The 21,333-nt window shown below is 39.5% G+C and carries 22 protein-coding genes and 1 other annotated feature; of the genes, 19 read left to right on the top strand and 3 right to left on the bottom strand.

The window, feature by feature from the left end; translation table 11 throughout:
* The 12 genes from PQ478_RS07345 (at window position 1) to PQ478_RS07400 (ending at window position 11,231) form a co-directional block, all read left to right on the top strand.
* Entirely contained in the window at window positions 1-1,509 is a 1,509-nt protein-coding gene (locus tag PQ478_RS07345) for a cobyric acid synthase (RefSeq protein ID WP_289236318.1), read from the top strand.
* Between the two features lies 1 nt (window position 1,510).
* Window positions 1,511-2,296 carry an adenosylcobinamide-GDP ribazoletransferase gene (locus tag PQ478_RS07350; protein ID WP_289236319.1) on the top strand — a complete coding sequence of 262 codons (786 nt, stop codon included), beginning with the start codon at window positions 1,511-1,513 and terminating at the stop codon, window positions 2,294-2,296.
* Entirely contained in the window at window positions 2,254-2,886 is a 633-nt protein-coding gene (locus tag PQ478_RS07355; RefSeq protein WP_289236320.1) for a histidine phosphatase family protein, read from the top strand. Before PQ478_RS07350 ends, PQ478_RS07355 begins: the two co-directional genes overlap by 43 nt.
* Complete coding sequence (locus PQ478_RS07360; protein WP_289236321.1) at window positions 2,883-3,281, top strand: bifunctional adenosylcobinamide kinase/adenosylcobinamide-phosphate guanylyltransferase; 399 nt, start codon at window positions 2,883-2,885, stop codon at window positions 3,279-3,281. Before PQ478_RS07355 ends, PQ478_RS07360 begins: the two co-directional genes overlap by 4 nt.
* A 14-nt stretch (window positions 3,282-3,295) precedes the next feature.
* Window positions 3,296-3,895: a cob(I)yrinic acid a,c-diamide adenosyltransferase gene (locus PQ478_RS07365; protein ID WP_289236322.1), complete on the top strand. Its 600-nt coding sequence runs from the start codon at window positions 3,296-3,298 to the stop codon at window positions 3,893-3,895.
* A gap of 133 nt (window positions 3,896-4,028) precedes the next feature.
* The gene (locus PQ478_RS07370; protein ID WP_289236323.1) at window positions 4,029-4,961 is read left to right on the top strand and encodes a VanW family protein; all 933 of its coding nucleotides are present in this window, start codon (window positions 4,029-4,031) and stop codon (window positions 4,959-4,961) included.
* A gap of 115 nt (window positions 4,962-5,076) precedes the next feature.
* Window positions 5,077-6,573 (top strand): spore germination protein, encoded by a 1,497-nt coding sequence (locus tag PQ478_RS07375; RefSeq protein ID WP_289236324.1) that lies wholly within the window; start codon window positions 5,077-5,079, stop codon window positions 6,571-6,573.
* A gap of 42 nt (window positions 6,574-6,615) precedes the next feature.
* Complete coding sequence (locus PQ478_RS07380; RefSeq protein WP_289236325.1) at window positions 6,616-7,734, top strand: GerAB/ArcD/ProY family transporter; 1,119 nt, start codon at window positions 6,616-6,618, stop codon at window positions 7,732-7,734.
* Window positions 7,712-8,812, top strand: a complete 1,101-nt coding sequence (locus PQ478_RS07385; RefSeq protein WP_289236326.1) for a Ger(x)C family spore germination protein — start codon at window positions 7,712-7,714, stop codon at window positions 8,810-8,812. Before PQ478_RS07380 ends, PQ478_RS07385 begins: the two co-directional genes overlap by 23 nt.
* Before the next feature lie 159 nt (window positions 8,813-8,971).
* Window positions 8,972-9,757 (top strand): peptidoglycan DD-metalloendopeptidase family protein, encoded by a 786-nt coding sequence (locus tag PQ478_RS07390; protein ID WP_289236327.1) that lies wholly within the window; start codon window positions 8,972-8,974, stop codon window positions 9,755-9,757.
* Between the two features lie 177 nt (window positions 9,758-9,934).
* Window positions 9,935-10,321: a hypothetical protein gene (locus PQ478_RS07395; RefSeq protein ID WP_075683557.1), complete on the top strand. Its 387-nt coding sequence runs from the start codon at window positions 9,935-9,937 to the stop codon at window positions 10,319-10,321.
* A 97-nt stretch (window positions 10,322-10,418) separates the two neighbouring features.
* Complete coding sequence (locus tag PQ478_RS07400) at window positions 10,419-11,231, top strand: histidinol-phosphatase (RefSeq protein ID WP_289236328.1); 813 nt, start codon at window positions 10,419-10,421, stop codon at window positions 11,229-11,231.
* A 61-nt stretch (window positions 11,232-11,292) separates the two neighbouring features.
* Here the strand turns inward: PQ478_RS07400 and serA are convergent, their stop codons facing one another.
* Window positions 11,293-12,915 carry a phosphoglycerate dehydrogenase gene (serA, locus tag PQ478_RS07405; protein WP_289236329.1) on the bottom strand — a complete coding sequence of 541 codons (1,623 nt, stop codon included), beginning with the start codon at window positions 12,913-12,915 and terminating at the stop codon, window positions 11,293-11,295.
* Between the two features lie 112 nt (window positions 12,916-13,027).
* Window positions 13,028-13,260: a binding site (T-box leader), on the bottom strand.
* A 218-nt stretch (window positions 13,261-13,478) separates the two neighbouring features.
* Here serA and PQ478_RS07410 point away from each other — a divergent pair.
* Window positions 13,479-14,558 (top strand): M14 family metallopeptidase, encoded by a 1,080-nt coding sequence (locus PQ478_RS07410; RefSeq protein WP_289236330.1) that lies wholly within the window; start codon window positions 13,479-13,481, stop codon window positions 14,556-14,558.
* Between the two features lie 31 nt (window positions 14,559-14,589).
* On the opposite strand, the gene PQ478_RS07415 is transcribed toward PQ478_RS07410, so the two are convergent.
* Window positions 14,590-14,838: a ferredoxin gene (locus tag PQ478_RS07415; protein WP_012958449.1), complete on the bottom strand. Its 249-nt coding sequence runs from the start codon at window positions 14,836-14,838 to the stop codon at window positions 14,590-14,592.
* Between the two features lie 364 nt (window positions 14,839-15,202).
* Here PQ478_RS07415 and PQ478_RS07420 point away from each other — a divergent pair, with 364 nt between their 5' ends.
* The 5 genes from PQ478_RS07420 to PQ478_RS07440 all read left to right on the top strand — a co-directional run bounded on the left by PQ478_RS07420 (window position 15,203) and on the right by PQ478_RS07440 (window position 19,178).
* Window positions 15,203-16,255 (top strand): YpbB family protein, encoded by a 1,053-nt coding sequence (locus PQ478_RS07420; RefSeq protein WP_289236331.1) that lies wholly within the window; start codon window positions 15,203-15,205, stop codon window positions 16,253-16,255.
* Window positions 16,255-17,787, top strand: a complete 1,533-nt coding sequence (locus PQ478_RS07425) for a RecQ family ATP-dependent DNA helicase (RefSeq protein ID WP_289236332.1) — start codon at window positions 16,255-16,257, stop codon at window positions 17,785-17,787. Before PQ478_RS07420 ends, PQ478_RS07425 begins: the two co-directional genes overlap by 1 nt.
* Window positions 17,780-18,355 carry a CPBP family intramembrane glutamic endopeptidase gene (locus PQ478_RS07430; RefSeq protein ID WP_289236333.1) on the top strand — a complete coding sequence of 192 codons (576 nt, stop codon included), beginning with the start codon at window positions 17,780-17,782 and terminating at the stop codon, window positions 18,353-18,355. The genes PQ478_RS07425 and PQ478_RS07430 overlap by 8 nt, the downstream gene beginning before the upstream one ends.
* Before the next feature lie 61 nt (window positions 18,356-18,416).
* Window positions 18,417-18,659, top strand: a complete 243-nt coding sequence (locus PQ478_RS07435; RefSeq protein ID WP_075683562.1) for a hypothetical protein — start codon at window positions 18,417-18,419, stop codon at window positions 18,657-18,659.
* Between the two features lie 57 nt (window positions 18,660-18,716).
* Complete coding sequence (locus tag PQ478_RS07440; RefSeq protein ID WP_012958454.1) at window positions 18,717-19,178, top strand: YpbF family protein; 462 nt, start codon at window positions 18,717-18,719, stop codon at window positions 19,176-19,178.
* A gap of 59 nt (window positions 19,179-19,237) precedes the next feature.
* Here the strand turns inward: PQ478_RS07440 and PQ478_RS07445 are convergent, their stop codons facing one another.
* Window positions 19,238-19,459 (bottom strand): hypothetical protein, encoded by a 222-nt coding sequence (locus tag PQ478_RS07445; protein ID WP_012958455.1) that lies wholly within the window; start codon window positions 19,457-19,459, stop codon window positions 19,238-19,240.
* A gap of 598 nt (window positions 19,460-20,057) precedes the next feature.
* Between PQ478_RS07445 and PQ478_RS07450 the strand changes: the two genes are divergently transcribed.
* Window positions 20,058-21,284: a M20 family metallopeptidase gene (locus PQ478_RS07450; protein WP_289236334.1), complete on the top strand. Its 1,227-nt coding sequence runs from the start codon at window positions 20,058-20,060 to the stop codon at window positions 21,282-21,284.
* Window positions 21,285-21,333: the final 49 nt, after the last annotated feature.

The raw sequence follows: 21,333 nt of genomic DNA on the forward strand, positions 1-21,333 counted from the left end.
ATGAGAGGATTAATGATTCAAGGAACGGCGTCAGATGTAGGTAAGAGCATACTTTGTACAGCCCTTTGCCGAATTCTTTATAATAGAGGGATTAAAGTTGCGCCATTTAAATCGCAGAATATGTCTAATAACTCTTATGTTACAGCTTCTAATGAAGAAATCGGACGAGCACAGGGCATACAAGCAGAAGCAGCTAACGTTCAAGCGAGCGTATTTATGAATCCCATTTTATTAAAGCCGACGAGCGATCAAGAAGCTGAAATCGTTCTATTAGGTAAAAGACAACATACAGCAACAGGTGCCGATTATCGAGAAACATTTTATGAAAAAGGGTTGGAAGCCATTTCTTTCTCTTTAGCTGAACTAAAGAAAGAGTATGAATTTATCGTAATAGAAGGGGCCGGAAGTCCTGTTGAGATGAATTTGAATGATAAAGAACTCGTTAATATGAAAGTCGCCGAGTTAGCCGATGTACCTGTCGTATTAGTCGCAGATATAGACCGCGGCGGTGTCTTTGCCTCTATTGCGGGAACACTTTCTTTATTAAGTAAAGAAGAAAGAAGCCGTGTAATCGGAGTAGTCATTAATAAGTTCCGAGGAGACCGTGCTTTATTTGAGAGCGGCGAAAAATGGATTGAGGAGCATCTGAATATCCCTGTATTAGCTGTGATTCCGCATCTTGTGAATCTTCGAATTGAAGCCGAAGATTCGCTTGCACTGGATCAACTTAAAAAGCATCACTCGCCACAGAGGGAGAGCATAGATATTGCTGTCATCGACCTCCCTTATGTATCAAATCATACCGACTTAGAACCTCTTTTATCTGAAGAAGATGTGTCTCTACGTTTTGTCCAAAGAGGAGAAGAGTTAGGTTATCCTGATGCTGTCATTCTGCCTGGCACTAAAAGCACTATCGCTGCTGTAAGCTGGCTGCATGAAACGAAGCTGTATGAAGCGATTCAGACGTATGCAAAAGATGGGGGATATCTTGTCGGGATATGCGGCGGTTATCAATTAATGGGAGCGTCGATTGTTGATACGGCTGGGACGGATACTGGAATAGTTGGAAAAAAAGTAAACGGGCTTGGCCTTTCTCCGCTTGAAACCGAATTCAGGAAAGATAAAACGACGATTCAATCATCAGGAGAGTTACTGCATTACCGGGAGATAAACAACCCAACCATTAGGGGCTATGAGATTCATTTAGGAGAAACTGTCTACTTAACAGATGAAGTGGTACCTTTCCTTAGATTAAACGGTAAATATGAAGGCGTATACGGGGAATCGGGACGCATAATCGGAACGTATCTGCATCATCTCTATTTCCATGACGAATGGCGGAATACATGGTTAAATCAACTAAGAGATAAGAAAGGGTTTAACAAAAGAGAGGTTGTTTCCTATGAAAAACTCAGAGGACGGGCCTATGATCAGTTAGCTGATTCCGTTTTAAAGGAGCTAGATTTAAATAGCCTATTGAATCGAATAGAGACATGGGAGAAAAGATAGCATGGAATCAATTAAAAATCTAGTAAAAGGTGCTTTGTTAGCTTTTCAATTACTAACTACCATACCTATACCTATGCAGCTTGGCTGGAATGAGAGGCTGGCTCGAATCTCAGTCTGTTTTTATCCTTTAACAGGGCTTGTCTTAGGGGGGTTACTAGGAGGACAGGCTTATCTGTTAGTCCAATACACCAATTTGTCATCCCTGATTATTGCAGCATGGCTGATGACATTTACGTGTATCTATTCAGGAGCTCTGCACCTTGATGGGTGGGCAGATTTCAGTGATGCTGTATTTTCTAGACAGTCTATAGATCGCAAGCTTGAAATCATGAAGGATTCAAGAGTTGGAGCATTTGGGGTCATTTCCTTGCTCTTTTTATTAGGATGGAGATTTTTATTCATTTATGAAGTCATCGAAGCTTCATTATCTGTCTATTGGCTGATTCTTATTCCGTTTTTAACACGTATCATCATGGGCAGTCAGATATTACTTGGTTCATTTGCCAGAAATAATGGAATGGCAGCAGCTCTAAAGCCTGCTCAAACGACGTCAGTGAAGCTTGTATTTTTCAGCTGGGTGACAGCTGCACTTATAGCTTTTTTGATCCTTGATTTCACTTCGGTTTGGTTAATATTAGTGGCTCTTCTCTTTTTGATAGGCTGGTTAAGGTTCAGCTATAAACAAATTAATGGAATCACAGGTGATACGATTGGCGCGGGAACAGAAGGGAGTGAAACATTTTTGTGGGCGGTACTGTTTGTGTTGTACTCATTCGGCATGGTTTAACCAGCTATAACAAGGAAAAAAGGTATTTAGGCCACACGAATCTATCCCTTCTTGAAAAAGAACGGTCGCGATTAGACTCCCTCAAGTCATGGTGTGAGAAGATGAAGCTGGATCAACTCTATTCCAGTGATTTAACCAGATGTATTGAGACGTCTTCTCTTTTATTTCCCGACGAAAACCCTGTCCTGATGTCTTCTCTAAGAGAGTATGACTTCGGGGATTGGGAAGGGAAGCAGTATAGAGATTTAGCTGATTTACCTCATTATCAGAACTGGATTGCGAATCCTCGAACCATTACTCCTCCTAATGGGGAGTGTTTTCAAGATTTTACGAATCGAATTGAACAAGGTTTTAATCAATTGTTAAACGACGCATCTAGGAATAAGCATTCTACTGTTGTGTGTGTGACGCATGGCGGTGTAATCAGGTATTTATTGAGTGAATATGCACCGAATTTAATGCCGTTTAATGAGTGGACTGCTGATATAGGAAAAGCATACAAGCTAACAGGAGATATCGTAGACGTTAGGAGGGGACAACGATTCAGTTTATTACAGGTAGTGCCTTCTGTGGTAAAAACAAATGGGTGAAAACGCAAATTTCCCATATCGAAGCGAGCGAATATTCAGAGATCACATGGTATAATGGATACACTAGCAATATAGCGGGTGAAGATATAATCCGAAGTGAAGGCATTTCTATTATCTTCGGGCTTGAACACGTGATTGAACAGGTTTTAGAGCAAGATGTAGATCATTCAAGAGGTCTGTTTAGACAATGGCTTCAAAGATTAATAGAATGGGAAAACAGCTCACATCAAAACAAGCTTTATCTTATTGGCTGTGATATCGGAAAAGGAATTGTGCCAATTGATAGCAGACATAGAAGTTTGAGAGATCTTGTTGGGTGGTGTTATCAGGATATTGTAGAAAGAGCAGATCGTGTTGATGTTATTTGGTATGGCATCAATCAGCGGCTAAAATAAGAGGAGGAAAACGGATGAAACTTTATACGAGAACTGGTGATGAAGGAAAAACAAGTGTGATTGGCGGCAGACTATTTAAGGATGATATAAGAGTTGAAGCATACGGTACAACGGATGAATTAAACAGTTTTATCGGCCAGGCTGTTACTCAGCTTGACCAAGAGCTTTTTGCTGATATAGTAGGAGAACTTGAAAAAATTCAGCATGAGCTATTTGATTGCGGCGGGGATCTTGCGATGGTGAAAGTAAGCGACGATCGACCATATAAAGCTAAGCAAGAGATTGTTGATTTTCTAGAAGAGAGAATTGATGAGTATATTAAAGAAGCCCCAGAGCTTGAAAGGTTCATTTTACCAGGAGGCTCACTTGCTGCAGCGACACTGCATATATGCAGAACAGTCACAAGAAGAGCCGAACGATTAACGACAAGACTGCAGCAAGAATCGCAGACAAACCCGATCGTTTTAAAGTATTTAAACCGCTTGTCTGATTATTTCTTTGCAGTTGCAAGAGTGGTCAATGCACGTCTTAATGTTCGTGATGTAGAGTACGAACGTAGTGCGCTCGTTTTTCGCAACGGAAAACGAAAAGAAGATAAGAGAGATACTAAGTAAGCAGGATAAGACACTAGGCTCAGCAGAGTTCCTAGTGTCTTTTTCTGTTTAGCCAGAAAAAAGAAAAGGGTAATCATACCGTGCCATGTTCTTACATAATGTAGCAATGGAGTGTATAGAGGAGTGTGAGAAGATGCGCAAAAGGTTATTGATTGCAGGATGTTTTTTGCTGTTAGGAGCATCTCCGGCTGTGGCAGAAGCACCATTGACTGCTGGGGATCATATTGGTTATCCGATGAATGCAGAAAGGGTTAAAACACCGCTTATTTGGCAGATTGAGCTTATTGATGAGCGGGATCAATCCACTGAAGTGATTGAATTAAATGAGTTTGGATATCAACCTGGAAATACGGTTCAGCGCGATGAACTGGTCGTTTTTGCCAAACAGCTTGCTGAAGCAATTGACACTCCAATGCGAAACCCGACGATAAATAAAGACGGAGTCATTACACCGGGGCAAGCGAGGGTGATTTTGGCGGAGGAAGAGTTAATAGACACCTTGTTACATGCCACATTTTTAGATAGTCAGATCCCGCTTCCTATCTATGTAACGGAGCCAACTGTATCAGAAGAGCAACTTGAGGGAATTGATTTGTATGAGATCGGCGCATTTACTACTTATTTTAACCCGAATGTAGCAGGCCGTTCTGAAAATATTAGATTGTCTGCCGGGTCAATCGAAGATTTTGTCCTTGGTCCTGGAGATCAATTTTCTTTTAATCAAGTCGTTGGAGAGCGAACGATTGAGCGTGGCTATAAGGAAGCGAAAGAAATTGTGAATAAGGAATTTGTGATGGGAGTTGGCGGAGGCATCTGTCAGACATCTTCAACCTTATATAATGCAGTAGAAGAAGCTGGTCTAGAAATGGTTGAGCGGATTACGCATTCTAAAGACATAGGCTACGTTCCGGCCGGGCGTGATGCGACAGTATCTTGGGGAGGGCCTGACTTTAAATTTAAAAATCCGCACACTCATCCTGTGATCATACGCACGGAAGTTTCTCTTGAGCGAGGAGAGATCACGGTCAGTGTTCATTCCAATCAGCGTGTTACACCTTCAAGCTAAGCTCTTATGCTTAGCTTTTTTTGGTTTGGCTGGCAGACCATATTTGATTTTCCGCATAATTCACACCTAACCATTTCATACTAATACTAATTAGGTAGGAGGAGGTGGATAAGAGATGCTTGTTAGATGGATGAAACAACGGATGAAAAATCAACATCACCAGGAAACGGTCGAAGACGTATATACAATGCTCACTAAATCAAGTGACTTTTCTCAGTATGAACGCGAGCAAAATCAACGCACATATGAAATTAGTTATTTTCAGACATTAATTGATATTGATCGCTTGCATCGTGATATCTTACTCCACCTAGAAAAAGCAGAATCAGAAGATTTAGCAGCGCTCATTGAGCCTGTACCTATCCAAAATAAACTTATTACAACAAAAGCCCAAGATGTTCGCGATAAAGTCATGGAAGGGTTTATCGCTATTCGTGATAAGAATGACCCTTTTACTGTAGCTCTCATTGAAGCAGGGCTTGCAAGTGATCGTGAAGTAACAACCCCAGAGGTTGAGTTCAGCGTATCAGGACCCCAAGAAGCATTCATCGAATCAATTGATACAAATATTAACTTAATTCGAAAACGATTACCGCTTCCTCAGCTGCAAGTGAAGGAACTGACTTTAGGGAAGCTGACAAAAACGAGAGTAGCGGTTATGTATGTGGAAGGGCTAGTTGATCAAGCAAATTTAGAGACGATGCTCCAGAGACTAAATGATATCGAATATGATCAAGTGTTTGATTCGAGCAGTCTTGCTCAAATGATTACAGATAAAACAATGTCGATATTTCCTCAGCTTATTAATACTGAGCGTCCTGAGCGAGTATCTGCTGTGCTTGCTGAGGGTAAAGTAGCCTTTTTATGTGATGGTTCGCCTGAAGGTGTCTTTGGACCAGTTACCTTAGTTGAGTTCTTCTCTTCCTTAGAAGACTATTACCTTCCATGGCAGATTGCTTCTTCCGTACGTCTGTTGCGATTTATTTCAGTAGCATTTTCTATTTTAGCTACCCCTGTTTATGTTGCTGTCTTAACGTATCATTACGAACTCATTCCAAAAGATCTGTTGGCAACCATTATGGCGTCAAGGAGTAATATTCCTTTTCCTCCGTTAATTGAGGCCATCTTTTTAGAGATGACGATTGAACTTTTACGTGAAGCGGGGGCTAGACTCCCAACGAAAGTCGGTCAGACAATCGGTATCGTAGGAGGGATTGTCATCGGACAAGCCTCAGTTGAAGCTGGTTTAACGAGTAACGTTCTCCTGATTATTGTCGCTTTAGCAGCACTTGCATCATTTACTACACCAGTTTATCAAATGGGCAATACGATTCGTTTGATTCGCTTTCCATTTATTATTTCAGCGGCTTTATTAGGCGGAGTCGGTGTTGCCTTTTGCGGCTTGTATACATTAGCCCATCTTCTTCATCTAACCTCGTTAGGAAGACCTTATTTATCACCGCTCTTCCCGCCGAGAATAAAAGATTGGAAGGACGCATTTATCAGAATGCCTTTTAATTATATGTCTGAGCGACCTGTTTACTTAAGGCCAAGAGATAAAGGGAGATTCAACTTTAAAAGAGCCATGGAAAAGCACGATATAGATGAATAACATTTAGATGAATAAAAGGGTATGTAGTATGGGGGTGATAGTATGGGCAAGCCGATCAAAGAACAGTATCTGGTGTCAGGCTTTTTAGTCTTCTTTTTGATTCACGGAATGCAGATTGGAATCGGTATTTTAGGGTTTCAGCGCGGTGTGGTCAAAGAGGCAGGGTATGATGCGTGGATTTCTGTCATTGGTGCAGGCATTTTTGTACACTTGATTATCTTTTGTATTTACTTATTAGCGAAGCGGTCTAATGGAGACCTGATATTGATTCACCAAGAGCTGTTTGGTAAATGGATAGGGAATATTCTCAGTTTTTTTGTATGTATTTATTTTGTCTGCTTAGCGTCGATTGTCATGCGTGCTTATATTGAAATTATCCAAGTATGGATGTTTATTGACCTGCCGACTTGGGTGATGGCCTTGATTGGATTTGGCCTATTCTATTATGTCGTAGCTGGGGGCTTTCGTTCTGTTGTCGGCTTGACATTCTTAGGTGTCATTATTCCCATCCCTCTATTTTTAATTTTATTAATGCCGCTTGAGTTTGCCCATTTCATTAATTTAGTTCCAGTATTGAAGCATACCATAGTGGAACTTGCTTTAGGTGCAAAAGAAACGACATTAAGTTTTTTAGGCTTTGAGATATTGCTTTTATATTACCCTTTTCTAAAGAACAGGGAATTCTCACAAAAGTGGGCACAGCTCGGAGCGTTTGCGACAACTTTTATCTATACCATCATCATGCTGATCAGTTTGGCTTTTTATTCGGAGGAACAATTAAATAAAACGATATGGGCGACACTCAGTCTGTTTAAAGTTGTACAGCTGCCGTTTCTTGAGAGGTTTGAATACATTGGGGTCGCTCTTTGGGTCTTGTTTATTGCTCCTAATATTGCTCTCGCACTGTGGGCAGCAAGCAGAGGGGCGAAACGAATTTTTCATATGAACCAGCGTGTCGCTTTGTTTATTTCATTAGTATTAGTGTCATTTATTATGATCTCTTTGCCTACTCGTCAAGAAATCAGTATCTTTGCCGACTGGGTCAGTACGTTTGGCTTCTATTTTGTCTTTGCCTATATTCCATTACTTGTTATTATTCAAACGATTGTTATGAAAGTGAAAAAAGGGAGGGGAGATCATGAGAAAACGACTTCTATGTAACCTGTTTCTCTTGCTCTTCATCCTCTCAGGCTGTATTGAAACGAGGATTATTGATGAAATTGCCGTAATACGTACGGTCGCTTTTGATACGGACGGGGAGCAAAATCTCTCAATGACAGTTAGTTTTCCTATTTTTCTTGAACAAGGACAGGAAAATATTCAAGAAAGAGATATTATTACAGCCGACGCTGAAACGGTAAAAGGGGCGAGGATCTTATTAACCGAGAAATCTCAGAAGCCTCTTGAATTTGGACAGCTGAATGTAGTGTTGATTGGGGAAGAGCTTGCCACAAAAGGAGTAGAAGAGGCTATTGATTCTCTATACAGGGATGCTTCAGTAGGTAATCGAATTACATTGGCTTTAGTTAAAGGCAGGGCACAAGATATCGTAGAAGCAAATTTAGGCGGGGGAGAACAGACAGGAGTTTATTTATCTGATCTAGTTCAGCAGAATATGGAGACAAACACAATCCCAGCAACGAACATGCACGAATTTCTGTTTAGTTTATATAATGACGCGAGGGACCCTTTCTTACCCGTTTTAGCTATTGAAAATGATCGAGTTGGAATAACCGGTACAGCTCTTTTTAAAGATGATAAATATATACGTACTCTTACTTTAGATGATTCATTCATCTTAAAATTAATGACGACACCGACGAAAAGAGTGTCAAGACAATTTTATGTACAAACAGGAGATCAACAAGCTGTTGTTGTACTAGAAAAGATTTTCAGCAACCGAAAACGCTCAATTGATAAAACAGGACCTTATCCAAAATATACAATTGAGATTGATTTACAGGCAGAGATTATTGATTATACCGGAAAAATGAATTTGGATGAGGATGATTTAATCGCAGATATTGAAACCCAAATTGAAGAGAAAATATCTACAAGAGGAAAAGCACTGCTCGAACAGTTTCGAGATGAAGGGGTGGACCCTGTCGCAGTTGGTGAGAAATTTCGAAGTACAACACGTGACTGGAAACCAGAACAATGGGAGACGGAGATTTATCAAACGATGGAATTTGATGTAAAGACGAATGTCGAGATCCTTAGTTCCGGTGCGATTGAGTAAGAGCTAGACATGAATCAATGTAGAATAAAAAAACGGATAAAATGGCGGCATAAAATAATTGAAGCGAGCATAAACTAATAAAGGTTTGAACAAAATGAAGGTATCATACATTCGTTGCAGTGCATGTATGATCCTTTTTCATGAGGTAAGGAGGAAGAAATGATCGATATTATTAAGCGTTTTTGTATTGCAGTAGCATTAGGGTTATGTATAGGGATTTTATTTTTAGGAACACAAACAGCTAAGGCAGAAGAAAAAAATAATGTATTGAAAGTAGATGAACAATCGCTCATTTGGCCTACGGTAGGTGAAGTTTCAGACACTTTTGGAACACGAGAAGGAAAACATTTCGGCATTGATATTGCTGCGGTAGAAGGGACACCGGTCGTCTCGGCAGCTGACGGCATGGTAAGTAAATCGTATTATTCTGATACATATGGAGAAGTCGTCTTTATTGAACATGAAAATGGATATGAAACGGTCTATGCTCATTTGCATGACCGGTTTGTTTCGGAGGGACAAGCTATAGAGGGTGGATCACAGCTTGGGACTGTCGGTAATACCGGAAGATCTCAGGGAAATCACTTGCATTTTGAAGTGCATGACGGAAGCTGGAATATTGATAAATCAGAAGCGATAGATCCTTTATTCGTCTTATCTGAAAAAGATTCGGACCGGTATGCAGCCTTGTCATTAGATTCTGCTTATGAAAATGATACAGAAGATTCTGAGGCTGTTTATGTTATGAGCAATCTACATGCAATGGGAAAAGCGGGTGATCAAGAAAGAAATGTTGTAGGACAACCAGTGAAGATGGTTGAGAGCGGGGACACATTATGGTCGATCAGTCAGCTGTATGATACATCTATTGAAGAGTTAATGGAGTGGAACGGGTTATCTGATGAGGCTATTATAGTAGGTGACTTATTGATTGTTGATCAATAAATATATGGAAGTAATAAGCGTGCCTACGTTAGGCACGCTTATTTTTATACAAAGAGTTATTAGAAGAGTTACTAGAAGATTTACTTAAGATTTACTTTATGAAGAGCTCTGTAAAAAGAGAAAAGCATATGGTAGAATAATGTCTATGAAACTTGGAAAAGGTAGAAGGTTGTGGACATGAAGGAACGAGTTATAGTTAGTACTGAACTTTTTCAGTGGTTAAATCAACAAACGGATCTAACGTCCAATCAAGTGGATCTTGTAGATGGTTTTGTATTCATGCTTCAAAAAATGAATAAACACGGTTCTATTCGCTTAATAGGTGAACGTAAGGTACATCCAAGGTTTTGGAGGACTCACGATAAGACATTTGGATACAGGCTTATGGGAAAAAAGAAAAAAACACAGATTGCTCTTTTATATCAATTTTATGTAGATGTCGCTTTTGCGGAAGGACTTGTGTTTACAGAGGATGAAGCAATACAGCTGACAGACCGGGGGAAGATCTATTTAAAAATGCACCGAGAAGACCAGCTAGAAACGCTATTTCAACATATTTGGTAATGTGTGAAGGTGTCAGAATTTTTGAGAATTTGATACATTTTGGTTTGGGGTTTGATACAATAAAAAGGACTATACATAACTTGTCTGGAGGCTGAAAATGAAGACTGATTATCATAATCACCTGGAAAAAGGTGAACTTACACTTGACTATTTGAAGCAGTTTACCGATCAAGCGAAAGCAAAGGATATCGAACATTTCGGTATTTCTGAACATGCTTATCATTTCTACCAAACAAAAGATATTTTAAGTAATCCATGGGTTGATGCTAGAAGATACTATGACATGGAGGATTATGTTTCTCTTTTTCATCAGGCATGGGATGCCAATATTGATGTGAAAATGTCCATTGAGATGGATTATACTCCCGGAAACCACCAAGAAATGAAGCATTTTATTGAGCAATATGATTTTGATTACGTGATTGGAAGTATTCACTGGGTTGGAGATTTTGGCATTGACTTAGCTGAGTTTAGAGCCGAGTGGGATAAACGAGATTTATATGATACATATCGAGGGTATTACGACCAAGTTATTACATTAGCTGAGTCAAATTTATTTGATATCGTTGGGCATCTTGATTTGGTGAAGATATTTAAATATGTGCCAGAGGATGAATCGTTCCTGCTTGAGCAGTATGACAGGGCAACGACAGCTTTAGCTAATTCAAAAACATGCGTGGAAATTAGTACTGCGGGGCTTAGAAAGCCGGTAGGAGAGCTGTACCCGGACCCGCGTCTATTGAAGATGTGCTATGACAAGAAGATTCCTATTGTACTGAGCTCTGATGCACATGAACCTGACCATGTCGGGGCTGACTTTGACCAAGCCATTGATTTTGCAAAATCAGCTGGCTATACCTCACTTATGACATTTGAAAAAGGAAAACGAAAAGAAGTTCCTTTAGGATAAGCAAAACGAGATGGCAAGAAGCCATCTCGTTTTTTTGGTCCTTATATTCGTTCGAATCAGATTAGCCTTCGATCCTATCAGCAAACTGAATATCTTCAATTTTGCGTACCGCCTTTAAAACGTCTTCTTCTACTGTTTTATCAACGGTAATCATCATGATGGCTTCGCCGCCTTCTTGCTTACGACCTACTTGCATCGTCGCAATATTTACATCATGTTCAGCTAATAATTGACCAATGCGCCCGATTACCCCTGGTTTATCATTATGCTGGATATATAAAAGGTGGCCTTGTGGAACAAAATCAACATTAAAGCCATTGATGCTTACGATTCTTGCTCCGTATTCTTTGATATATGTTCCTTTAATGTCAAAATGACGGTCTTCACCGTGTACGACAGCATGAATTAAGTTAGAATAACCGAACGTATTTTCAACATGCTTCTCACCATAGGTAATGCCTCTTTCTTTAGCAATAAGAGCAGCATTGACATCATTTACGGCTGCATCTACGCGAGGCTGAAGGAAGCCTGCTATAAGGCTGCGTGTCGTAATTGATGTTTCAAGATCAGTAATATTTCCGCCGTAATACACTTCGATTTCTTGTACAGGGGTTTTCATAACTTGAGATAATAAGTTACCCATGCGCTTCGTTAAGTCATAATAAGGCTGGATTTTTTCATAAATCTCTTTAGATAAAGTAGGCAGGTTAATTGAATTAGTAGCCGGCTGCCCTTCTAAGAAACGGATCACTTCCTCAGAAACTTGTGATGCTACATTTAACTGTGCTTCTTTTGTAGAAGCTGCAATATGCGGAGTTGCAATGACATTATCAAACTCAAGCAGTTCCTTATCTTGTGCAGGCTCTTCTTCAAATACATCCAGAGCCGCACCAGCAATATGACCGTTGGCTAAATAATGTTTGAGGGCTGATTCATCAATAATTCCGCCTCTGGCACAGTTGATTAAGAAGACACCTTGCTTTGTTTTAGCGATATTCTCCATACCTAGAATACCCTTTGTTTCTTTTGTAAGAGGCGTATGAACAGTGATGATATCTGATTGCGCAAGAACATCATCTAAGCTAGCAGGGGTCACACCGATTTTTTCAGCTCTTGCCTTTGTTAAAAATGGATCAAAAACAAGTAAAGACATTTCAAAAGCGCGAGCTCTCTTAGCAATTTGTGTACCAATACGGCCAAAACCAACGATTCCTAATGTTTTACCGCGAAGCTCAGAGCCTTGGAATGCTTTACGATTCCATTCACCCGCTTTAATAGATGCATTAGCTTGAGGAATTTTACGTAATAATGAGCTAATCATGGCAAATGTGTGTTCAGCTGTAGAAATCGTATTTCCATCTGGTGCATTAACAACAACCACACCGTGTTTTGTGGCAGCGTCTAAATCAATATTATCAACGCCGACTCCTGCACGAGCGACAATTTTTAGATTAGGCATTTTTTGCAGTAGTTCCTCTGTCACTTTCGTAGCGCTTCTCACGAGCAGAGCGTCAAATTGTGTAAGATCTTCTACCTCATCAACATAGGCTTCTACGCAATGTACATTGGCATTTTCGAGCAAAGGAAGCAACCCTTCTTGACTCATCGCATCAGATACTAAAATGTGATACTTAGCTGTTCTCTCTGTAGTCTTTTCCTTTTCAATCACTGCTTGCTTGTTCATTCTCCACCACTCCCTTAAATTATCCTTATCTAAAAATGATTTATTTGAGCAACATGGTTAGACCATGAAAGCGCTACAACAAAAAGAACCTTCTGCCCACACGAATCGAATCGTGAGGGGCGGAAGGTTCTAACCGCGGTGCCACCCTCATTTATGTGTTAGATATAACACATCTCAGGGGAGAATTAACTCCAAAGATAACGGATCATCCGAGCTGATCTACTCCAGTAGGTTTCAATCAGCCAACTCAGAAGGGCTATCTGAAATGATCCATGTTAGTTCACACCAGCCACTAACTCTCTGTAAAATGGATTCCATTTCTTCATTCTTCATCAACGTTTTATAATTTATCATTCATTTTTATTAAGTCTAAGAAGTCTAATTGTTTGATAATTTATCATATTAAAATCTTTCTGTCAAACCTATTTTGAATGCGAGAGTACTTTATGAGAGTGCACTTTCTTTTGGACAAAATACGATCAATAGATTCCTCTCCCAAAAGATTCCTCGTCTGCTTCTGATCCATCTAATTATTTCATATGGTAATAACAAGGGGTGATCAGATGGAATACACCGTAAAACAAGGCGATACACTGGCTAAAGTAGCCAATCAATTTGGCATTAGACCATTTGACTTATTGTTATTTAACTCGCATCTTACTTCTGAAATCGACTATATCTATCCAGGCCAACTATTACATATTCCAGCCAGTACTGACAACCAAAATGCAGCTGGTAGTAGTTGGGAAGAATACGGACCAAGCGATCTTGAAAAAGATATTCCGTTCTTTCGTTCGATGGGTGCGCGGGTAGAAGTAATTGGTTACTCTGTTATGAAAAAACCAATTTATGCGATTGTTATTGGCAGTGGGAAGAAATCCATTTTTTATTCAGCAGGCTGGCATGCAAATGAGTGGCATACGACGAAATTTTTAGTGCAATTTTTAAAGGAATGCTTAGCAGCTGGTCATAAGAACAAAAAGATGTATGGGTATGATGTTGCAAAATGGTTAAAAGAGGTAAAGTTATTCGCCGTACCGCTTGTTAATCCTGACGGTATCGAACTTGTGATGCAAGGGATCTATGATAAGCATCCTCATTATGATGAAGTATTAAAAATAAATAAGGGGATGACTCGGTTTGAACATTGGTCAAGTAACATTAGAGGGGTGGATCTTAATCACCAGTGGCCTGCGGGGTGGGAGCGAGAAGCAGATGAGAGTCCGCAAATGCCGTGGAGCAGGCATTACAGCGGAACGGCCCCGCTCACTGAACCTGAGGCAAAGGCTGTACACAGACTAACGCTGCGCAATACGTTTAGTTATGTGTTGGCTTTTCACTCACAAGGACAAGTGATTTATTGGGGTTACAGAGGATACGAACCGAAAGAAAGTGAAGACATGGTCAAAAGATTGTCATTAGCAAGCTCCTATACACCTGTTCATACGGCTGACAGTGATGGAGGGTATAAAGACTGGTTTATACAAGAAACTGGTAGGCCTGGCTTCACGATTGAGGTAGGAGTTGGAGTTAACCCCCTATCAAATCACAGCTATGCTGAAATATGGTCCAATGCCGTTATGCTGGCGTTAGAAGGACTCACTCTCCATACTCTTTATAATGAAAAAAGCAGGCTGCCTTAAAAGGCAGTCTGCTTTAAATGTAATAATGATCCTATTCAAATTTTAGTGCATCGCCATCAAATGATTCATCAGCGACTTTAATTGAATCTGTCGGACAACCTTCTTGAGCATCAATCATATCTTCTTCTAACTCTTCTGGAATTTCAGCCGTTCCTTGGTTATCATCAAGAATAACAAATGCAATGCCTTCATCGTCATAATCATAAATATCTGGAGCAGCGGCGCCACAAGCCCCACATGCGATACAAGTATCTTTGTCGACAATCGTATATTTAGCCATGATGTTCCCTCCATTTTGTTCTATTTATTAAATCCAACTCTAGAATAAGGTTGCAATAGCCTATGCATCTTCCTGATCTAGGGTGATTTGATTTTTGTACTTTCCTATTGTAAAGCCGATTGATAAACTTTTCAACCAAATCATTCCTAAACTTTTTCATTTATAAAGTTTTTATGTTCGAATTTATAGTTTTATGATCGATTGAGTATGTTAAATGGTCGTGTTCAAATCATGCTCTTATCATTATTCCCGCAGGTGATGCAAATAGCCCCTAAAGAAAGCGGAAATTTGATACAATCATTATATATTAGAAACGTGCAGCTAATCCGTAAGTAAGGCCTGTGATAGGAGATGAAATGAAACCATGATAATAAAGTATGTGATTGTTTTAACAGTGTTAAAAAGGTTCCAAGGAGAACGAACGATATATGGAGCCTATCACCTACTTCAGGGCAAAAAGTCTGCACAAACGATTCAAGATGGACATTATTATACACTGCTTCCGTATTTTGGTCTTTTCCCTAAGATGAAACGTGAAGAAATGGACACGATAGCAGCTGCTTGTATGGAGAGTGGGTATCTTAAGCCTTGTGATAAGGATTGTTATCTTGTTACAGAAAAGGGAGATATCGCGATTCGTGATACACTGGCAGAAACACCGATAATTAGACGCTTAAATGGATTTAAATATGGAAGGACAGGCATACTCTTTTGGCAGAGGTTTACGTTGTTTATCCAATCGTTGACACAGCTCCTATCACAGAGTGGATCTTTTATTCCAATCATTCAAGACCGCGCCATTCAAAAGTGGGTCAAGGCACGAATGCCGAACCAAAAAAACAAAAGGATGAATGTACTTCGACAATTACACATAGAGCTTAAGCAGCTATTAGAACGTTTTCCAGATCGTTATGCTCTGTTTATAGTTTTGCAACTGACAACAGAAAAGAAAGTCGGATATACCTCAGCCCAAGCTGCTCATACATGTGGGTTTAATGTGGAGGATGCTTGGATCATTCATCAAGCAATGCTTCATGAAATGCTTGAGGAAATGGAGAAGAACGAAAAAAAATTCCCAGTCTTACAAGTCTTTATTGAAAGAGATTCTAAATCAGCTGGTTGGACAAAGTCTGCTGACCAAACGGCTCGACTCATACAGCAAGGTCATACATTAGACCAAATTGCAACGAAACGAAAATTAAAAAGAAGTACGATAGAAGATCATATTATAGAAATTGCTCTTCAGCAGCCTGATTTTTCAATCAAGCCTTATGTGACTGAAGAAATTAAACATAAAATTTATGCGTTTATGAAGGAAAAAGGATCATCTGTAAAGTTACGGGACATTAAAGAAGCATTAGGTGCTGAAGTATCTTACTTTATGATTCGCTTAGTTCTTGCAAGGAAGGAGGAATAATGATGGATCTAGAAAAGGAGCTGTATAGGTGGTTTGGCTATTCTACATTTAGAAGTGGTCAAAAAGAAATTGTAGCTGCCCTAATGGAAAATGAAGACGTATTAGCAGTTCTTCCCACGGGGATGGGGAAATCCATTTGTTATCAGCTTCCTGCTTTATTGAAGGAGGGGGTGACCATCATTGTATCTCCGCTTCTTTCTCTCATGGAGGATCAAGTGCAGCAGCTGCGCTCCATTGGAATTAAGCAAGTAGTAGCAATCAACAGCTTTATGAATCATCTTGAACGTGAAGAAGTATTTCTTTCTTTGTCTACCTATAAATTGATTTATACGTCACCTGAAATGCTCCAATCTGATTACGTCTTACATAAATTGAGAAAACTGCAGATCTCATTATTTATTGTTGATGAAGCACACTGTATTTCTCAGTGGGGACATGAATTTAGAAGTGATTATTTACGCTTAGCACAAGTAAGAGAGAAATTATCCAATCCACCTTGCTTAGCAATTACAGCCACAGCTACACCTTATGTACAAAAAGATATTTGCTCGTATTTACAAATGAGTCAACCTAAATCATTTATTCATTCCGTCAACCGGCCGAATATTGCGGTCCAAGTAGAACAATACTTATCAACAGAAGAGAAGATGGAACGGTTACTTGAGCTGACATCAAAACTAAAAGGACCTGGTATGGTTTATTTTTCGAGCAGGCTGTGGAGTGAGGCAGCAGCTAGAAAACTACAAGAACGAGGCATTCAAGGTGTCAATTTTTATCATGGCGGGATGACAAATGATGATCGGCTTTTAATCCAACAGCAATTCATGCAAGGGGAACTTTCAATTATATGCTGTACAAGTGCATTTGGCATGGGGATTAATAAAGATAATATCCGGTACGTCATCCATTTTCACTATCCAACTCAAATGGAATCGTATGTACAAGAAATAGGACGTGCAGGGCGTGATGGGGAGAAAAGTATTGCGATTACCCTATTTAGTGAAGAGGACCGCGGGCTTGCAAGACTGCTTTCAAAGCGAGAACAATTAGATAACGAGCAAATAGTGCAGCTGCTTCTTGCACTCAGCCAAATGGAAGAAATGGATGAGAAGGCAGAGACTGAACTTTGTGCCAAGCTTGGGTGCAGCGAAACAGCATGGAAAAATGTAAAAGTTTCATTAGAGGAAATGAACGTTTTAAAGGGTACCATGGTTCAACGGTTCTCAATCGATGCTGTTTCTACCATGTTAGCTGATTCATTTTTAAAATATCAAATCAATAAACAAAAACATTTATCTCAGTTTGAGACCTGGATGCACAGTAAAACGTGCAGGCGAAATGGGGTGTTGGACTATTTTGAAGAAGAAGAAAAACAGATTCAAACAGAAAATTGCTGTGATATTTGTGGGTTAACGCTTGAAACGTATTATTTAAAAGAACAAATACATCATTATAATCAGCATGATGCGAAAAATTGGCAAGAGGAGCTGTCTATCAGGTTGTTCGGCAAGACAGGGGAATTATATGAATGAGAATGAACGAAAAATAGAGCATTTAAGTGATAAAGAAATTTTAGCTAGCTTATATGGCTCACAAGCGGCCATGCTCTTAATTGGTTTGACAGGGGCTTACTTTGTTTTTGATGATCTATCCATGTTCCTGCAGTTACTTTCATTTACTTGGTATGAAACGATCGTAATAGGGGGCAGCTTTGCTCTGATTGTCGTTGGTGTTGATCTTTTAATGTACCGCTTTATTCCTTATCGTCATCTTGACGATGGCGGGATAAATGAACGAGTTTTTAAAGGGCGCAGTGTACTTCATATGATTATTTTATGTATGGTCATTGCTGTAGTAGAAGAGCTTTTATTTAGAGCGGTTTTACAAACAGCCTTCGGTTTAATTGCTGCAAGCATTATTTTTGCCCTTGTTCATGTGCGGTATTTAAAGAAACCAATCTTGTTTTCATTTGTATTGTTAGTTAGTTTTTCTCTGGGGCTTCTATTTGAATATACAAATAACCTTACTGTAACGATTTTTGCTCATTTTTTAATTGATTTTTTATTTGGGTTATTTTTAAGAAGAAAATCAAGAAAATAGGGAAATAAGATTCATTAAAAAAAGCAGTGGATGACCGATACTATAAGTGAGGTGAAACGGTATGAGTGAAGCACAGCGGGACTACAAGGACCAAGCAGAGCCTTTGAGAAAACAAATGTCAAGAGTTGAGAGTCGAACGGAGCGTAAGGAAGGAGAGCTTCCTTCTAGAAAAGACGTACATCGGCACAGGAAAAAGAAAAAACGCGGCATCCAGATGACATTTCCGCTTGTACGATTATTATTAATGGCTTTTATTCTCATTGTTTTACTACTGATTTTTTCACCTTACTGGTTAAATCTTTAAGCAAATCGTTCTAGTTTTCTACCCTCTTCATATTTTCTAGTAAAGGGGGCCAAGCGTATGACAGGTATGAAACAATGGAATATACATCCTGATGCTCTTACAAATGTTAGTAAAGTGATGCTTGAAGAAATGATTGCACGAAAAGAAAAATGGGAAAAGCTGAATAAAGCCAAAAATCATTGGAGTTTATTTACGTTATTATCGCTTGGACTTTTTTTGCTGTTTGGTGCTCAAGTTTTAAGAGGGAGCAGCGGGCTTCATTTTAGTTCAAACTTTTTATCTATATTAGTAGGCAACACGATTCTCCTTTTGCTTATCCTTTTATTTATAGTAGGGATTGTGCAGGTTAAGTTATTATCGAAAAAAGCAACTAAAGCAGAAATCGAATTTGAAGCTTTGCGAGAAGAGTGTATTGAGCGCTCAAGTGAACTTTGGGAGAAAGATCAAAGCTGGCAGCATAGGGAATCTGTTTTTACTTATATGAAAACAGAACACGATATCAACCTATATCATAAATAATAAAAACCACTTCGTCATTCAGGGAGCAAGCTGAATGGCGGAGTGGTTTTATCTTTATCCTAGGCAGATAAATGTGGATGGCCAAAAAACATATGGTTCTCACGACAGTAAGATCTGCCGCTTACATAAATAAAATGGTCCGTATACATTTCAATTTTGCCAAAGGCAAGCGTTGTTCCCTGTCTTGAGCAATACACTTCAACTGGAAGGCCGATACGCTGGTTAAAAGCCAAGTCTTGGTTGGTTACGAGTGATTTGTCTGTCAGCTTAGTTAAAAACATACACTCACACCTTTCTTATTTATTAATGTAAGCGCTTTCTACATCTCTGTGTCTTCAGTATAACGTAACTAATCTGAATATTCAATCTGTTAGTAAAGGAATCTTACAAAAGAATTTTGACAGAAAAGCTAATAAATCGACGAAAAAAATTCATTCATTTTACCCATTTTTATTGTATTCAATGTTCGTGAGATTGTCACAAATCGATTCTAGATCAACAAACAAGCTATGTTACGATTAGTTTACAAATTATCAAAAAGAAACATCTTCATATGGGGAGTGTTGACTAATGACATTAGTACAATTAGTAGCTGTTTTAGGTTTCGGAATTATGGCAATGGTTCTTGCTGTAGTAATGGCAATTGGACTTCTTAAAGTTTCCGAGTACTCTGAGTAATTTTAGAGCAACTGAAGTAAGGCAATTTAACATTGAGACCAAACTGGTATCCAATCGGGTATCAGTTTTTTATTTTTCTAAACTGTTATAATTTGAGAATATCCTATGAAAAATCGGAATATTTAGGATAATAGGTTTTCATTTCGCCCTACGAAATGTACAATAGATATGTGCAATGGAAAAGAAAAGGAGTGCTGATAGATGATTGATCAATTACATAAAACACTGGAAACGTATTATCCGGAAATGGTTGAATTAAGAAGAACGCTTCACCAACATCCTGAGCTCTCTTTTGAAGAGGAACAAACGCCAGCTATGATTGCGGATTACCTTGAGAAATTAGGGGTAGAAGTAAAAAGAAATGTAGGCGGACGAGGGGTTGTTGGCTACATTAGAGGGGCAAAGCCTGGAAAAACAGTAGCACTGCGTGCAGACTTTGATGCTCTTCCTATTCAAGAGGAAACAGGGCTTCCGTTTGCTTCCGAGACTCCTGGTGTGATGCATGCATGCGGTCACGATGGCCACACAGCTACCCTTTTAGTCGTTGCGAAAGTGTTAATGGAAAATCAACAAAACTTAGAAGGTACGGTTGTCCTTATTCATCAATTTGCTGAAGAGCTTGCCCCAGGTGGTGCTATTGCTATGATTAGTGATGGCTGCTTAGAAGGTGTAGATGCCATTTTTGGTACGCACTTATGGTCCACAATGCCGCTCGGAGAAATTGGATATAGAAGAGATGCCATCATGGCAGCAGCTGATCGTTTTGAGATTGATTTTAAAGGCAGAGGGGGACACGGGGCTTCCCCTCATGAAACGGTAGATGCCATTGCAGTTGGTACCTCAGTTGTTCAAAACCTGCAGCATATCGTCAGCAGAAATGTTGATCCATTAAAATCTGCTGTTTTAAGTGTCGGGTCTTTCCATGCTGGCGGAGCATTTAATGTTATTGCTGATAGTGCTAAGATTGTCGGGACGGTTAGAACGTTCGAAACTGATGTACAAGATATGATGTTTGAACGTATGGAGCAGGTGACAAAGGGAGTATGTGACGCCATGGGAGCAACATATGATTTCTTGTACAAAAAAGGCTATCCAGCTGTTATTAATGACCCGTTTGAAACAGATCGCTTTGTCGGGACAGCTACGAAATTACAAGGGGAAGACCTTGTCAAAGAGATGGCGCCAGTTATGGGGGGAGAGGATTTTGCTTATTACTTGCAGCATGTTCCTGGTACATTCTTCTTTACTGGGGCAGGCAATGTAGAAAAAGGAATTGTTTATCCGCATCACCATCCAAAATTTGATTTTGATGAATCTGCTATGCTTGTTGCTGCGAAACTTTTATTGAGTGTTGCATTAGATTTCCTTTCTGATAAAAATTCTTCTCTACTAAAAACTCAATCAAAAGAAGCCGATGCAACCTCGTAAGTTATTGGTCTTTAAATGCGCTTATCCTAGGATGAGCGTGTTTTTTTAT

Origin of the sequence: Alkalihalophilus pseudofirmus (assembly GCF_029094545.1) — a bacterium.
GTDB lineage: Bacteria > Bacillota > Bacilli > Bacillales > Bacillaceae_D > Alkalihalophilus > Alkalihalophilus pseudofirmus.

What these genes read in the sequence shown, in the direction of transcription:
- PQ478_RS07425 (WP_289236332.1), top strand. Translation starts at nt 16,255, where the DNA reads ATGATGGATCTAGAAAAGGAGCTGTATAGGTGGTTTGGCTATTCTACA.
- PQ478_RS07445 (WP_012958455.1), bottom strand. Translation starts at nt 19,459, where the DNA reads ATGTTTTTAACTAAGCTGACAGACAAATCACTCGTAACCAACCAAGAC.
- PQ478_RS07420 (WP_289236331.1), top strand. Translation starts at nt 15,203, where the DNA reads ATGATAATAAAGTATGTGATTGTTTTAACAGTGTTAAAAAGGTTCCAA.
- PQ478_RS07435 (WP_075683562.1), top strand. Translation starts at nt 18,417, where the DNA reads ATGAGTGAAGCACAGCGGGACTACAAGGACCAAGCAGAGCCTTTGAGA.
- PQ478_RS07370 (WP_289236323.1), top strand. Translation starts at nt 4,029, where the DNA reads ATGCGCAAAAGGTTATTGATTGCAGGATGTTTTTTGCTGTTAGGAGCA.
- PQ478_RS07375 (WP_289236324.1), top strand. Translation starts at nt 5,077, where the DNA reads ATGCTTGTTAGATGGATGAAACAACGGATGAAAAATCAACATCACCAG.
- PQ478_RS07450 (WP_289236334.1), top strand. Translation starts at nt 20,058, where the DNA reads ATGATTGATCAATTACATAAAACACTGGAAACGTATTATCCGGAAATG.
- PQ478_RS07400 (WP_289236328.1), top strand. Translation starts at nt 10,419, where the DNA reads ATGAAGACTGATTATCATAATCACCTGGAAAAAGGTGAACTTACACTT.
- PQ478_RS07395 (WP_075683557.1), top strand. Translation starts at nt 9,935, where the DNA reads ATGAAGGAACGAGTTATAGTTAGTACTGAACTTTTTCAGTGGTTAAAT.
- PQ478_RS07415 (WP_012958449.1), bottom strand. Translation starts at nt 14,838, where the DNA reads ATGGCTAAATATACGATTGTCGACAAAGATACTTGTATCGCATGTGGG.
- PQ478_RS07440 (WP_012958454.1), top strand. Translation starts at nt 18,717, where the DNA reads ATGACAGGTATGAAACAATGGAATATACATCCTGATGCTCTTACAAAT.
- PQ478_RS07350 (WP_289236319.1), top strand. Translation starts at nt 1,511, where the DNA reads ATGGAATCAATTAAAAATCTAGTAAAAGGTGCTTTGTTAGCTTTTCAA.
- PQ478_RS07345 (WP_289236318.1), top strand. Translation starts at nt 1, where the DNA reads ATGAGAGGATTAATGATTCAAGGAACGGCGTCAGATGTAGGTAAGAGC.
- PQ478_RS07410 (WP_289236330.1), top strand. Translation starts at nt 13,479, where the DNA reads ATGGAATACACCGTAAAACAAGGCGATACACTGGCTAAAGTAGCCAAT.
- PQ478_RS07365 (WP_289236322.1), top strand. Translation starts at nt 3,296, where the DNA reads ATGAAACTTTATACGAGAACTGGTGATGAAGGAAAAACAAGTGTGATT.
- PQ478_RS07390 (WP_289236327.1), top strand. Translation starts at nt 8,972, where the DNA reads ATGATCGATATTATTAAGCGTTTTTGTATTGCAGTAGCATTAGGGTTA.
- PQ478_RS07385 (WP_289236326.1), top strand. Translation starts at nt 7,712, where the DNA reads ATGAGAAAACGACTTCTATGTAACCTGTTTCTCTTGCTCTTCATCCTC.
- PQ478_RS07380 (WP_289236325.1), top strand. Translation starts at nt 6,616, where the DNA reads ATGGGCAAGCCGATCAAAGAACAGTATCTGGTGTCAGGCTTTTTAGTC.
- PQ478_RS07430 (WP_289236333.1), top strand. Translation starts at nt 17,780, where the DNA reads ATGAATGAGAATGAACGAAAAATAGAGCATTTAAGTGATAAAGAAATT.
- serA (WP_289236329.1), bottom strand. Translation starts at nt 12,915, where the DNA reads ATGAACAAGCAAGCAGTGATTGAAAAGGAAAAGACTACAGAGAGAACA.